The organism is Micromonospora sp. NPDC049374, from assembly GCF_040677165.1.
Classification (GTDB): domain Bacteria; phylum Actinomycetota; class Actinomycetes; order Mycobacteriales; family Micromonosporaceae; genus Micromonospora.
In genome coordinates, this window is the sequence record NZ_JBFAQH010000001.1 from 234,130 (window position 1) to 247,184 (window position 13,055).

The 13,055-nt window shown below is 72.2% G+C and carries 12 protein-coding genes; 8 read left to right on the forward strand and 4 right to left on the reverse strand.

Going from position 1 to position 13,055, the window contains the following annotated elements; all coding sequences use genetic code 11:
- Positions 1-271: 271 nt before the first annotated feature.
- On the reverse strand, positions 272-1,117 hold the full coding sequence (locus AB0J93_RS01120) for an FAD:protein FMN transferase (RefSeq protein ID WP_363917664.1): 846 nt from the start codon (positions 1,115-1,117) through the stop codon (positions 272-274).
- A 222-nt stretch (positions 1,118-1,339) separates the two neighbouring features.
- Here AB0J93_RS01120 and AB0J93_RS01125 point away from each other — a divergent pair, with 222 nt between their 5' ends.
- Together AB0J93_RS01125 and AB0J93_RS01130 are read left to right on the forward strand one after the other, a co-directional pair.
- Positions 1,340-2,371 carry a 3-isopropylmalate dehydrogenase gene (locus AB0J93_RS01125; RefSeq protein WP_363916888.1) on the forward strand — a complete coding sequence of 344 codons (1,032 nt, stop codon included), beginning with the start codon at positions 1,340-1,342 and terminating at the stop codon, positions 2,369-2,371.
- Positions 2,372-2,570: 199 nt separating this feature from the next.
- Positions 2,571-3,671: a branched-chain amino acid aminotransferase gene (locus tag AB0J93_RS01130; RefSeq protein ID WP_363916890.1), complete on the forward strand. Its 1,101-nt coding sequence runs from the start codon at positions 2,571-2,573 to the stop codon at positions 3,669-3,671.
- A gap of 75 nt (positions 3,672-3,746) precedes the next feature.
- On the opposite strand, the gene AB0J93_RS01135 is transcribed toward AB0J93_RS01130, so the two are convergent.
- Both AB0J93_RS01135 and AB0J93_RS01140 read right to left on the reverse strand, forming a co-directional pair.
- On the reverse strand, positions 3,747-4,487 hold the full coding sequence (locus tag AB0J93_RS01135; protein WP_363916892.1) for a tyrosine-protein phosphatase: 741 nt from the start codon (positions 4,485-4,487) through the stop codon (positions 3,747-3,749).
- Between the two features lie 57 nt (positions 4,488-4,544).
- Positions 4,545-5,015: a PRC-barrel domain-containing protein gene (locus tag AB0J93_RS01140; protein ID WP_363916893.1), complete on the reverse strand. Its 471-nt coding sequence runs from the start codon at positions 5,013-5,015 to the stop codon at positions 4,545-4,547.
- Positions 5,016-5,326: 311 nt separating this feature from the next.
- Here AB0J93_RS01140 and cimA point away from each other — a divergent pair, with 311 nt between their 5' ends.
- Entirely contained in the window at positions 5,327-6,910 is a 1,584-nt protein-coding gene (gene cimA, locus AB0J93_RS01145; protein ID WP_363916895.1) for a citramalate synthase, read from the forward strand.
- A 42-nt stretch (positions 6,911-6,952) separates the two neighbouring features.
- On the opposite strand, the gene AB0J93_RS01150 is transcribed toward cimA, so the two are convergent.
- Positions 6,953-7,900: an endonuclease/exonuclease/phosphatase family protein gene (locus tag AB0J93_RS01150; protein ID WP_363917666.1), complete on the reverse strand. Its 948-nt coding sequence runs from the start codon at positions 7,898-7,900 to the stop codon at positions 6,953-6,955.
- A gap of 473 nt (positions 7,901-8,373) precedes the next feature.
- On the opposite strand from AB0J93_RS01150, the gene AB0J93_RS01155 reads away from it, so the two are divergent.
- The 5 genes from AB0J93_RS01155 (at position 8,374) to AB0J93_RS01175 (ending at position 12,994) form a co-directional block, all read left to right on the forward strand.
- Positions 8,374-8,871: a hypothetical protein gene (locus AB0J93_RS01155; RefSeq protein WP_363916897.1), complete on the forward strand. Its 498-nt coding sequence runs from the start codon at positions 8,374-8,376 to the stop codon at positions 8,869-8,871.
- A gap of 180 nt (positions 8,872-9,051) precedes the next feature.
- Positions 9,052-10,101 carry a MoxR family ATPase gene (locus AB0J93_RS01160; protein WP_363916899.1) on the forward strand — a complete coding sequence of 350 codons (1,050 nt, stop codon included), beginning with the start codon at positions 9,052-9,054 and terminating at the stop codon, positions 10,099-10,101.
- Positions 10,101-11,117: a DUF58 domain-containing protein gene (locus AB0J93_RS01165; protein ID WP_363916901.1), complete on the forward strand. Its 1,017-nt coding sequence runs from the start codon at positions 10,101-10,103 to the stop codon at positions 11,115-11,117. Before AB0J93_RS01160 ends, AB0J93_RS01165 begins: the two co-directional genes overlap by 1 nt.
- Complete coding sequence (locus tag AB0J93_RS01170) at positions 11,114-12,073, forward strand: VWA domain-containing protein (RefSeq protein WP_363916903.1); 960 nt, start codon at positions 11,114-11,116, stop codon at positions 12,071-12,073. The genes AB0J93_RS01165 and AB0J93_RS01170 overlap by 4 nt, the downstream gene beginning before the upstream one ends.
- Positions 12,074-12,133: 60 nt before the next feature.
- Positions 12,134-12,994: a trypsin-like peptidase domain-containing protein gene (locus AB0J93_RS01175; protein ID WP_363916905.1), complete on the forward strand. Its 861-nt coding sequence runs from the start codon at positions 12,134-12,136 to the stop codon at positions 12,992-12,994.
- The last annotated feature ends 61 nt before the right edge of the window (positions 12,995-13,055 follow it).

A 13,055-nucleotide genomic window follows, 5' to 3' on the forward strand; every position in this document is an offset into this window, starting at 1 on the left:
ATTGCGCAGATGCTCCCCTGTGGAACCCTTGCCGCGAAACGCGTCAATTCGATAACGTACGGGTGCGGTCACCTGCCGAGCACGTGGCGCCGGCCCGTCTTCGGGTGGCGAGGTCGACGTCCGGCCGAGCGGCCCGCACCCCTCGATTGCGCGAGCCACGCGCACTCGTCGTCGACCGGCCTCCACGGTCGTTGCCGCGACCGTGGAGGCCGATCGCTGTTCCTGCCACGCGCGGCCCCCGACCCCTCCGCGAGTTCCGCCGGCGCGCGGGTCAGCGGGGTGCGGCGAAGAGCACCCGGTAGTCCGACCCGGAGCGGAACCAGGCCAACCCGGCCGGCCCGGCGGCGTACAAGGCGGTGGCGTAGGCGTCGGCGACGGCGAGGTCGGGCCCGATCACGGTCGCGGCGACCAGATGCCCGGCCGGCTCGCCCGTGTGCGGGTCCACCACGTGGCCCTGCCGTCCGGTCACCCCCGAGGTGCCGAGCGCGCCGGCCGTCATCTCCAGCAGCAGCGGTGCCCGGCCCCGGTCGGTGGGGTGGTGCACCGCGACCCGCCACGGGCCACCGTGTGCGGCCTGGCCGCGTACCACCAGGTCGGCGCCGGTGAGCACGGCGTAGTCGTGGATGCCGGCGTCGCGCAACCGGGCCGCGGCCCGCTCGACCGCCCACCCGCCGAGCAGACCGCCCGGGTCGAAGCCGCCGGGTACCGCCCAGGCGTCGAACCAGCCGTCCGTGGCCGCGCGCATCGCGGCGCACCGGTCCACCAGGTCGGTCAACGGTGGGTACGACTCGGGGCTGATCTCTCCCCGGCGCAGCCGGGACACCAGGCTGTCCGGGCGGTTCGGGCCGTACGTCAGGTCGATCGCCCGCAACTCGGCCACGGCGTCGCGCAGCGCTTCGCCGGTGCCGCGCCGGCCCAGCCACTCGGGGGCGTTCAGCAGCAGGGTGTACGCGGCAGTCGAGGTGCGGACGGTGTGCCGAACGGCGATCCGGTCCCCGGCTACCAGGTCGGCGCGGTCCGGCCGCTGCTCCCGGGCACCGAGTCGCAGGTCGGGCCGGCGGAAGCGAAAGACCGTTGGGTCCACCCAGCGGGTTCGTGGTTGCTCATCGGTCCACATCGCGTCCGTCCCCTCCTCGGCGTGTGCCGCCCCGTCGCGGCGCTCGCCCGGGCCCACGGCCCGTCCCGCTCAGGCTCACGCTAGGCAGCGGAGATGACCGAGCCATGAATGCCGCCTGGGAAGCTGCTGTGCGTCACTGAATTCCCGAAAAGTGGAACACTCGTACCGGGGGGCGGGACGGCGGCGTACCGTCGAGCCATTCGAGCGAAGGAGCTGACGGACGTGGCACGGATCGCGGTGGTGGCCGGGGACGGGATCGGCCCCGAGGTGGTCGCGGAGGCTCGCAAGGTCGTCGACGCGGTGCTGCCCGGTGTCGAAGTGACCGAGTACGACCTCGGTGCGGCACGTTACCACCGCACCGGCGAGGTCCTGCCCGACGCGGTGCTCAACGAGCTGGCCGGGCACGACGCGATCCTGCTCGGCGCGGTGGGTGACCCGACGGTGCCGCCCGGCGTGCTGGAACGCGGTCTGCTGCTGAAGCTGCGCTTCGCCTTCGACCAGTACGTCAACCTGCGTCCGTCGCGGCTCTGGCCGGGCGTGACCAGCCCGCTCGCGGCGGTCAAGCCGGGCGAGGTCGACCTGGTGGTCGTCCGCGAGGGCACCGAGGGCCTGTACGCCGGTGCCGGCGGCTCGCTGCACCGGGGCACCCCGGCCGAGATCGCCACCGAGGAGAGCCTGAACACCCGGCACGGTGTCGAGCGGGTGATCCGGGACGCCTTCGCTCGCGCGGCCCGGCGCGAGCGGCGCAAGGTGACGCTGGTGCACAAGACGAACGTGCTCACCCACGCCGGCTCGCTGTGGTCGCGCACCTTCGAGGCGGTCGCCGCCGAGCACCCCGACATCGCCACCGAGTACCAGCACGTCGACGCCGCGGCGATGTTCCTGGTCACCCAGCCGCAGCGGTACGACGTGGTGGTCACGGACAACCTCTTCGGTGACATCCTCACCGACATCGCCGCCGCGGTGACCGGCGGCATCGGGTTGGCCGCCAGCGGCTGCATCAACCCCGAGGGGGCGTACCCGTCGATGTTCGAGCCGGTGCACGGCTCCGCGCCGGACATCGCCGGCCGTGGCGTGGCCGACCCGGCCGCCGCCGTACTCTCGGCGGCGCTGCTGCTCGATCAGCTCGGGCACGCCGACGCCGCCGCCCGGATCACCGCCGCGGTCAGCGCGGAGCTGGCCGCCCGGAGCCCCGAGGTAACCGTACGTACCGCCGAGGTGGGCGACCGGATCGCGGCGCAGGCCGCCGGCTGAACCGGTCGGATCCCACCGGCCGCCGATGCTGCCCCGGTCCGGCCGGGCAGGGGCGGCGCGGCGGCCACGCACCGGTGGCGTGCCACCTGTCCACCGGTGGACCTATCCGCTGAACGACCGTTCGGGGTAGGTTTCTGGCACAAACATGTTTCCGGCGTGCGGTCGGCGCATGCCGTCGTCCCCCAGGGAGGTCAGCGCGATGAGCGGTGGTGACAAGATCGACTTCGAGATCCGTCCGAACCCCGCACCGGTATCCGCCGCCGACCGGGCTGCGCTGCTGGCAAACCCCGGGTTCGGCCGGGTGTTCACCGACCATATGGTCACCATCCGCTACGCCGACGGCAAGGGCTGGTACGACGCCCGGGTCGAGGCGCGCGCGCCGATCCCGATGGATCCCGCCAGTGCCGTGCTGCACTACGCCCAGGAGATCTTCGAGGGCATGAAGGCGTACCGCGCGGCCGACGGCGGAGTGACGATGTTCCGCCCGTACGCGAACGCGGCCCGGTTCAACACCTCGGCCGCCCGGATGGCCATGCCGGCGCTGCCGGAGCAGACCTTCGTGGACTCGCTGCACCGGCTGATCGAGATCGACCGGGAGTGGATTCCCGACGGCGACGACGGCGGCAGCCTCTACCTGCGGCCGTTCATGTTCGCCAGCGAGGTCTTCCTCGGCGTCCGTCCGGCAAACGAGTACCTCTACTCGGTGATCGCCTCACCCGTCGGGGCGTACTTCTCCGGCGGGGTCAAGCCGGTGACGGTCTGGGTTTCGCCCGACTACACCCGGGCGGCGCCCGGCGGCACCGGCGCGGCCAAGTGCGGCGGCAACTACGCCGCCTCGCTTGCCGCCCAGGCCGAGGCCCTCGAACACGGCTGCGACCAGGTGGTCTTCCTCGACGCCGTGGAGCGCCGGTTCGTCGACGAGCTGGGCGGTATGAACGTCTTCTTCGTCTACGACGACGGGTCGATCGCCACGCCGCCGCTGACCGGCACGATCCTGCCCGGCATCACCCGCGAGTCGGTGCTCACCCTGGCCGCGGCGGCCGGGCACCGGGTCGAGGAGCGGCCGGTGACCTTCGACGACTGGCGGGCGGACGCCGCCAGCGGCCGGCTGCGCGAGGTCTTCGCCTGCGGTACCGCGGCGGTGATCACCCCGATCGGGCAGGTCCGTTACCCGGACGGGGAGTTCGCTGTGGCCGGCGGGGAGCCGGGCACGGTCACCATGGCGCTGCGCCAACAGTTGGTGGATCTTCAGCGGGGCAAGGCGGAGGACCCGCACAACTGGGTCCACCGCGTGTTCTGAGGTGCGAAGGGCTCCGCGTCACGCCCGGCGTGACGCGGAGAGCCTTCAGCGCCTGGTGCGGGTCCTCGACAGGCTTCAGCCCAGCAGGTGGGTACGCAGCGCGGCGAGCTGGGCGTCGGTGACGCCCGCGTGGCGCAGGTAGTTGTCGACGGAGCCGTGACCCTCGCGGATCTCGGCGAGGAAGAGCAGCATCGTCTCGGCCGGTGAGGACAGGAACGGTGCCGGGATCTCGGGGGAGTCCGGGAAGGTGGCCGAGACCCAGGCGCTGAACCGCTGCGACGCCTCGGTGCTCAGCGCGTAGTCCGCCGCGATCTCGCCGTCGTCGACCCCGAGGACGGCGAGCGTCAGCCCGCAGACGATGCCGGTGCGATCCTTGCCGGCGACGCAGTGCACCACCACCGGCGCGTTCGCCCCGTCGGCGATCAAGCCGATCGCCTCGGCCAGCCCGGCGGTCCCGGTGCGGGCCAGGTCGGCGTACCGGTCGGCGAGGTAGCGGGCCAGGTCGCTGCCGGGCTGGTAGGGCCGCTTGCCCCATTCCGCGTGCTCCGGGTGGATGTGCCGGTAGGTCAGCCCGTCGAAGTCGGGGACCCGGCCGTCGCGTTCGACCTCCTGCGGCCGGCGCAGGTCGATGACGGTCCGTACGCCGAGTGCCGCGAAGGTGTCCCGGTCGTCGTCACCGATGCGGTGCAGCGAGTCGGATCGGTAGAGCCGGCCGGTGCGCACCGCGCGGCCGTCCTCGGTGCGGTAGCCGCCCACGTCCCGGAAATTGAAGGCGGTGGTGAACGGAATCCTGCGGTTGACCTCGATGGAATCCACCCTGACACGGTAAACGGCCGGTGGGTCGATGCCCACCGGCCGTTCAACCGGTTCGCGTTACCGCAGCCCGCCACCGGGCGGGGTGGCCGCGTACGTGTCGTTGTAGTAGCCGCCGAGCTTGTCCCGGTAGGCCGGGTCGGTGGCCGTCTCGTCGTACTCCGGCGCCGCCTTGATCTGGTCCTTGGTGCGGTCGACGAAGACCTTCTGCTCCTCGTGGTCGACGTGGTTCACCGTGCCAGCCGGCAGCATGACCTTCTTGCCGAAGATCCACGGCCCGGTGTCCACCACCAGGTAGCTGGCGTTGACCTCGCTGCTGTCACTGTCGATCTTGCCGATCGAGCCGTCGCTGGCCTCCACCTTGTAGCCGACCAGGTTTGCGCCGGCCACGCCGGCCTCGTTCCGGTAGCTCCAGGGGTCGAAGGCACCGGCGGGGGTGCCGCCCGCGACGACGCTCTGGTCGACGGCGCGCAGCTCCGGGTCGGGCGTGGCGTTAGTGGTGTTCGTGGTGTTCGGGTCGAGCCTGTCCATGGGATGTCTCCTGCCCCGGCCCCTCATCGGGCCGTCTCGGAGGAAGGTGTTTCGTTGTCCCGAAAGCTCCTACCCGTGGACCGGCGGTCTACACCAGGAAAACCATCCGGCACAGAGGTCACCGACTGTCCCGAGATGTGGATTGTGCCTCCCAAAAGCGATCCGGAGGTGGCAGAGTACCGATCGTGACCAGCACCGCCCGCATTATTGGCAACTAGCGCGCCGGCCTTCCCCTCGCCGAGCGCGCAGACCTCCCGCAGCCGCGGGGGGTCTTTTTGTTGCGCTGGCCGGTGCCTGACGAAGGGATCACCATGACGTTTCAGGTCTACGACACCACGCTGCGCGACGGCGCCCAGCGCGAGGGGCTCAGCTATTCGGTGGTCGACAAGCTCGCGGTGGCCCGGCTGCTCGACGAGTTCGGTGTCGGGTTCATCGAGGGCGGATGGCCGGGCGCGGTGCCGAAGGACACCGAGTTCTTCCGCCGGGCGCTCACCGAACTCGACCTCCGGCACGCGGTGCTTGTCGCGTTCGGCGCCACCCGCCGGGCCGGCGCGGTGGCCGCCGACGATCCGCAGGTGCGTGGTCTGCTCGACGCGCAGACCCCGGCGATCGCCCTGGTCGCCAAGGCCGACCTGCGGCACGTCGAGCGGGCGTTGCGCACCACCGCCAAGGAGAACCTGGCGATGATCCACGACACGGTGGCCCACCTGGTCGCCGAGGGTCGGCGGGTCTTCGTCGACGGCGAGCACAGCTTCGACGGCTACCGCCACGATCCGGCGTACACCGCGTCGGTGGTGGAGACCGCCCTCGCGGCGGGTGCCGAGCGGTTCGTACTCTGCGACACCAACGGCGGAATGCTGCCGTCCCAGGTGACCGCCGCCATCGTCGACCTCACCGACCGGATCGGCGTCGCGCCGGAACTGCTCGGCATGCACGCCCAGAACGACACCGCCTGCGCGGTGGCCAACACCATCGCCGCCGTCGAGGCCGGGGTCCGCCACGTGCAGGGCACCGCCAACGGGTACGGCGAGCGGCCCGGCAACGCCGACATCTTCGCGGTCGTCGCGAACCTCCAACTCAAGCTCGGGCTGCCGGTCCTACCGGATGGCTGCCTGGAGCAGATGGTGCGGGTCTCCCACGCCATCGCCGAGATCGCCAACATCGCCCCCGACACCCACCAGGCGTACGCCGGGGCTGCGGCCTTCGCCCACAAGGCGGGGCTGCACGCGAGTGCGATCAAGGTGGATCCGCTGCTCTACAACCACGTGGAGCCCGAGGTGGTCGGCAACGACATGCGGATCCTGGTCACCGAGATGGCCGGCCGGGCCAGCATCGAGCTGAAGAGCCGCGAGCTGGGGTTGGAGTTGGCCGGCCATCCGGAGACCCTGTCCCGGGTCACCAACCGGGTCAAGGAACTGGAGGCCGGCGGGTGGTCGTTCGAGGCCGCCGACGCCTCGTTCGAGCTGCTGGTCCGTTCCGAGCTGCCGGACGCCGCGCCGGTGCGGCCGTTCGCGTTGGAGTCGTACCGGGTGCTGGTCGAGCACCGCGAGGACGGCGCGGTCGTCTCCGAGGCGACCGTCAAGATCCGGGTACGCGGGGAACGGGTGATCGCCACGGCCGAGGGCAACGGGCCGGTGAACGCGTTGGACGAGGCGCTCCGCGTCGGCCTCGGCCGGCACTACCCGGAGTTGCGGGACTTCGAGTTGGCCGACTACAAGGTGCGGATCCTGGAGGGCAGTCACGGCACCGGCGCGGTGACCCGGGTACTTGTCGAGACGGCCGACGGGCGGGGCGGCGGTTGGACCACCGTCGGCGTGCACCCCAACGTGGTCGAGGCGAGCTGGCACGCCCTGGTCGACGCGCTGACCTACGGTCTGGACCGCGCCCGGGTGTAGCCGGCGCCGGAATGCAGGCCCGCGCCGGGGTGCGGGCGTGCCCTACCGGCTCTCGGCGGTGGGTAGCCGCAGCTCGGCGAGGACCATGCGGTGGTCGCTGCCGGGCAACGGGTGGACCGTCACGTCCCGCACGGCGATGCGACGGTCCACCAGCACGTGGTCGATCACCACGGGCGGGATGGGATCGCCGTCGTACGGCCCCCAGGTGCCGGTGAGCCCGGCGCCGACCGAGGCGGCGGCGTCGACATAGCCGGTGCCGAGCAGGGTGCGCAGCGGACCGTGGTCGAGGGTGGCGTTGAAGTCCCCGGCGAGGATGCTCAACGGTCCGTCGGGGGTGGCCGCCGGCTGGGCCGCCAGGTCGGCGCGCCAGAACTCCACCTGGTCGATCGCGTACGGGGCCGCCGGGTGCGCCGACTCGACGCGTACCGGGGGCGCGCCGGGCACCGCGACGGTCGCGTACGCCTGCGTGAAGCCCCAGGCGTTGCGTAGCCGGCGGATGCCGCCGTCGCTGAGCGGGTGACGGGCGTACAGCCCGGAACCGGGGGTGCCGACGACCGGGTTGAGCTGCCGGTGCGCCAGCAAGCGGTCGAGGCCGAGCCGATCCAGCTCCGCCTCGGCCGCCGGCGTGAGCTCCTGCACGAGCAGCAGGTCCACCTGCCGGGTGCGCACCAGCTCCAGCACCGCCTCCGGGTCGGCGGCACCGGCGAGCAGGTTGGCGGTGAGCACCCGCACGGTCGGCCCGGCGGCGTTCGGCTGCGGCGCGGGCAGGGCGCGGGGTGCGACAAGCGCGACCAGGGCCAGGGTGGTCAGCGCCGCGACGAACGCCGGGGCCCGGCGGCGCAGGGCGAGCGCGAGCACCAGTGGGGCCAGGCTCCCGAGCGTCACGTACGGCGTGAAGGCCAACGCCTGCACCAGCGGTCCCCGGTCCAGACCGATCGACCGCGCCAACGCCCACCCGGCACCCGGCACGACCGCCAGCCAGCAGAGCAGACCGACGCCTGACGGCCGCCATGTCCGGCGACCGATGGTGATCTCCACGGCAGGCAGGCTACTGAATCTCGCCCGGCGTGCACCGCCCGGCGTCGAAACGCCGGCCCGACCGTGCCTCGTACGACAGCCCGAAAAAGATCCGCAGCGGCTTCTCGAATCGATTTCGCGAATTGTTCACGGCTTCACTTTTCGCGATTGCTGGCGTTGATCCGACAACTCGCCGAGGGCATTTGCACTATTGACCCCCGGCATTTTTCGGTGCTAGGTTTCAGCTGCTCGGGAGGCCGCGCTCTGGCATGAATCCCCAGCTCAGGGTGCATGACAGTCGGCGAGCGGGATACGTCTGCGGGTGCGCTCCCGGACGGGGTGCGCAGGCGGTGATCGCTCATTGCCGCCCGAATCGAAAAAGGCAACAACCGCCCCGTGTGCCGCGGGCCGGCCGTATCTCCACGCCTGAAAAAGGGAGACCCGTCATGACCAGATTATTCCGACGTAAGACGGCTGCGGTGGCGATCGCGGCCCTGGCGCTGGCACTGGCCGGCGGCGGCATCGCCGCGGCGAAGCCGACCGCCGAGTCCGCCCAGCCCGCCGCCCGCACCGCCCAGCAGCCGGCCGTCACCACGGCCTCACTGAACAGCGCGAAGGCCGCCCTCGCGAAGGGCGACGGGATGAGCACCCAGGCCGTCGCCGGCTTCTACGCCACGGCCGTCAACGCCAACGGCACCAAGGCTCGCGGCGCCGGCGTCGTCATCAAGTACGGCGTCGGTGAGTACGAGGTGCAGTTCGGCAGCAACGTCACGAACGGCATCTACGTGGCGACGATCGGCCGGGCGACCTCGTGCTGCATCCCACCTGCCGGTGAGATCTCGGTCGCGCGGCGGCTGCTCACCCCGAACGCGGTCTTCATTCAGACCCGCGACTCCGCCGGCGTCCCCGCCGACCTCCCGTTCTACCTCCTCGTGCACCGCTGATCCGTCCACTGTCACCGGCCTCCGTCACGCGACGGAGGCCGGTGTCGTGCCGGGGCCGCTCCGGCAGGCCGGCGACCAGCCGCAGGTGCTGTCCGGTAACGGTGCCGATCGCGTGGTCTGGGTGGCCGAGGGTCGGAAATTCCGACGTTTGTCCGCCGGTCGCCTCGGGAAGCAAGCACCGTGACGGACATCTCGGACACCATGGCCAGCCTGCCCAGCCCGGCCGATCCGGACGCGACCGCGGCGCAGTTGGACCAGACGCTCTTCGAGGTCAAACGCGTGATCGTCGGGCAGGATCGGCTCGTCGAACGCCTCCTGGTCGCGCTGCTCGCCGACGGGCACTGCCTGCTGGAGGGCGTACCGGGGGTGGCCAAGACCCTCGCCGCGCAGACCCTCGCGACGGTGGTGGGTGGCAACTTCTCCCGCATCCAGTTCACCCCCGACCTCGTACCCTCCGACATCGTCGGCACCCGGATCTACCGTGCCTCGAAGGAGACCTTCGACGTCGAGCTGGGCCCGGTGATGGCGAACCTGGTGTTGGCGGACGAGATCAACCGCGCGCCGGCGAAGGTGCAGTCAGCGTTGCTGGAGGCGATGGCTGAGCGTCAGGTGTCGATCGGCGGGCGCAGCCACCCGGTACCGGAGCCGTTCCTGGTGCTGGCCACCCAGAACCCCATCGAATCGGAAGGGGTCTACCAGCTGCCGGAGGCGCAGCGGGACCGCTTCCTGATGAAGATCGTCGTCGACTACCCGGACGTCGCCGACGAGTTGGCCATTCTCTACCGGATGAGCGCCGACCGTCCCCGGGCCCACCGGGTGCTCGACCCGGACCGGCTGCGCGAGTTCCAGCGTCAGGCCAGGCAGGTGTTCGTTCATCACGCCATCGCCGAGTACGTGGTCCGGCTCATCCTCGCCACCCGTGATCCAGGCCGGTTCGGGTTGCCGGAGATGGCCGGGCTGCTCGCCTACGGTGCCAGTCCACGTGCCACCCTCGGCCTGGTCTCGGCCGCCCGCGCCCAGGCCCTGCTCCGGGGACGCGGCTACGTCCTGCCCGACGACGTCCGGGAACTCGCCGTGGACGTACTGGCCCACCGGCTGGTGCTCTCCTTCGACGCGGTCGCCGACGGGGTCAGCGCCGAGTGGGTCGTCCATCGGCTGGTCGACGCGGTCCCGCCGCCCCGGGTGGCCACCACCAGGCCGGAGTACGCGACCGACCTGGCGATCGCCTGATGGGCCGCCGGAACCCCACGCCGCCCGTGGCGGCCGACCCGGTGCTCGCCGACCTCACCCCCGACCAGCGGTTGCGGCGGCTGGAACTCACGGTGACCCGGCGTCTCGACGGCCTGCTGCACGGCGAGCGGCACGGCCTGCTGCCCGGTCCCGGCAGCGAACCAGCGGGCAGCCGCGAGTACCGGCCGGGTGAGGACGAGGTGCGTCGGATGGACTGGTCGGTGACGGCCCGCACCGCCGTGCCGCACGTGCGGGAGGTGGACGCCGACCGGGAGCTGACCACCTGGCTGCTTGTCGACGCCAGCCCCAGCATGGAGTACGGCACCGCCGAGTTGGACAAGCGGGAACTGGCGGTGGCTGCGGTCGCCACCATCGGTTTCCTCACCGCCGGAACGGGCAACCGGCTCGGCGCGCAGGTGCTCACGCCGTACGGGCTGCACCGGGTGCCGGCGCGCGGCGGGCGTACCCACCTGTTCGGGCTGCTGCGCGCGCTGCTGGCCGCCCCCCGGGCCGGCGACCACCCGGACACCGCGCCCCGGGCGGCGCCCGGCGCCGGGCTGGCCGACGCGCTGGCCGAGGTGCGCCGGGTCGCCCACCGGCGTGGTCTGGTGGTGGTGGTCTCCGATTTCCTCGACGGCCTGCCCGACGATCCGCGGCTGCCGGCCCTGTGGGAGCGTCCGCTACGCCGGCTCGCGGTGCGCCACCAGGTGCTCACGGTCGAGGTCACCGACCCCCGCGAGCTGGAGCTGCCAGACGTCGGACTGATCACCCTGGTCGACCCGGAGACCGGCGAACGCCGCGAGGTGTGGACCGGCGACCGCCACCTGCGCGAGCGCTACGCGGCGGCGGCGACCGCCCAACGTGAACAGGTCCGGCACGCCCTGCGCCGGGCCGGTGCGACCCACCTGGCGCTGCGTACCGACCGGGACTGGACCGTCGACATCGTCCGGCACGTGCACGCGCAGCGTCGGCTGGCGACCGCGGCGGCCCCGGCGCATCGGGGAGGTGCGGCGTGATCTGGCAGTCACCTGTCCGGCTCTGGCTGCTGCTCGGCGTGCTCGCACTGACGGCGGCGTATCTGGTGGCGCAGCGGCGGCACAGCCGGTACGCGGTCCGCTTCACCAACCTGCGGTTGCTCGACCGGGTGGCACCCCGGCGCCCGACCTGGCGCCGGCACCTGCCGGCCGGCCTCTTCCTCGCGATGCTGGCCCTGCTCGTGGTCGGTTTCGCCCGTCCCACCGCCGAGGTCCGGGTGCCCCGGGAACGCGCCACCGTGATGGTGGCGGTGGACGTCTCCACCTCGATGCTCGCCGGTGACGTCGAGCCGGACCGGCTCAGCGCGGCCAAGAGCGCCGCCCGGCGGTTCGCCGACGGACTGCCCCGGGAGTTCAACGTGGGACTTGTCGCGTTCGCCGGCAGCGCGGCGGTGCTGGTGCCACCGGGCACCGACCGGGAAGCGCTGCACGACGGGATCGAGCGGCTGGCCGAGGGGGCGACGGGTGTGCAGGGCACCGCGATCGGCGAGGCGATCAGCACCTCGCTGGGTGCCGTGAAAGCGCTCGACGACAAGGCCGCGACCGAGCCGCCACCGGCCCGGATCATCCTGCTCTCCGACGGGGCGAACACCTCGGGCATGGATCCGATGGAGGCCGCCGCCGAGGCGCTGGCCCTCGACGTACCGGTGCACAGCATCTCGTTCGGCACCCCGGGCGGCTTCGTCGATCGGGGCGGGCGGCCGATCCAGGTGCCGGTCGACGGGGAGACGCTGCGGGCCGTGGCCGAGGAGACCGGGGGCGGCTTCCACGAGGCCGGTACGAGCGCCGAACTGCGGGCCGTCTACGACGACATCGGCAGCTCGGTGGGTTGGCGCAAGGTGCGGCAGGACGTCTCGGCCCGGTTCATCGGGCTCGGGTTGGTCTTCGCGATGGGCGCGGCGGTCGGTTCGATGCGCTGGTTCTCCCGCCTGCCCTGAATCCGACCCCCCGATCCGCGACAGCGGCCGCAGCCGGCCGCACACGTGAGGAGCGTACGTATGGCAGTGCAGACCGGACTGGGCGAGCCGCGCGGGCCCTGGTTCGTCTCGCCCGATCTCGACCCGGACGGACGGGGTGGGTCGGACGCGGCGTCGCAGGCACGGGAGCGGTTGCTGGGCGGCTGGCGTCGGCGACTGCTGGCCGCGCTGGCGATGGTGTCGATCTCCGCCGGGTCGGGAGCGCTGGCCGGTGGGTGGGTGGCCGGTCGGGACGGTGTCACCGGCCCGGCCGCCGCGTCCGCGGCCGCGGTGCCGGCCGAGTTGGTGACCGCCGCCGAGAAGACCGTGCCCGGCGTGGTGTCGGTGCTGGTGGGCGGCACGCGCGGCTCGGCGAGCGGTTCGGGCTTCGCGGTCGACTCCGAGCAGCACATCATCACCAACGACCACATCATCGCCAAGGGCCGGGGCGGCCCGGTGACCGTCGAACTGCCGGACGGGCGGCGGTTCGCGGCGGAGGTGGTGGGCCGGGAGCCGGGCAGTGATCTCGCGGTGCTCAAGGTGCCGTCGTCGGCCGGTCTGGCGGCGCTGCCGTTGGCCAAGCCGGGTTCGACCCGGGTGGGCGAACCGGTGCTGGCGGTCGGGTCGCCGCTGGGGCTGCCCGGCACGGTCACCGCCGGCATCGTCAGCGCGTTGGACCGCCAGGTGCGTCTCGGTGACAACCGGCACCGGGCGGTGCAGACCGATGCCTCGATCAACCCCGGCAACTCGGGCGGACCACTTGTCAACGCCCGGGGCGAGGTGGTCGGGGTGAACACCGCGATCGCGACCATCGACGGCAACGGTTCCATCGGTATCGGATTCGCCATCCCGATCGAGCAGGTGCAGCAGACCGCCGACACGATCATTGGAAAGGGGGGCTGATCACTGAAAGTGACTGTCCGATTACGGGGAGATCGGGGCAACTGTCGGATTCCGGCGCTCG

Bases quoted from the DNA above. Each gene is read 5' to 3' on its own strand.
- AB0J93_RS01120 (WP_363917664.1), bottom strand. From the start codon at position 1,117: ATGTGGACCGATGAGCAACCACGAACCCGCTGGGTGGACCCAACGGTC.
- AB0J93_RS01130 (WP_363916890.1), top strand. From the start codon at position 2,571: ATGAGCGGTGGTGACAAGATCGACTTCGAGATCCGTCCGAACCCCGCA.
- AB0J93_RS01140 (WP_363916893.1), bottom strand. From the start codon at position 5,015: ATGGACAGGCTCGACCCGAACACCACGAACACCACTAACGCCACGCCC.
- cimA (WP_363916895.1), top strand. From the start codon at position 5,327: ATGACGTTTCAGGTCTACGACACCACGCTGCGCGACGGCGCCCAGCGC.
- AB0J93_RS01155 (WP_363916897.1), top strand. From the start codon at position 8,374: ATGACCAGATTATTCCGACGTAAGACGGCTGCGGTGGCGATCGCGGCC.
- AB0J93_RS01165 (WP_363916901.1), top strand. From the start codon at position 10,101: ATGGGCCGCCGGAACCCCACGCCGCCCGTGGCGGCCGACCCGGTGCTC.
- AB0J93_RS01175 (WP_363916905.1), top strand. From the start codon at position 12,134: ATGGCAGTGCAGACCGGACTGGGCGAGCCGCGCGGGCCCTGGTTCGTC.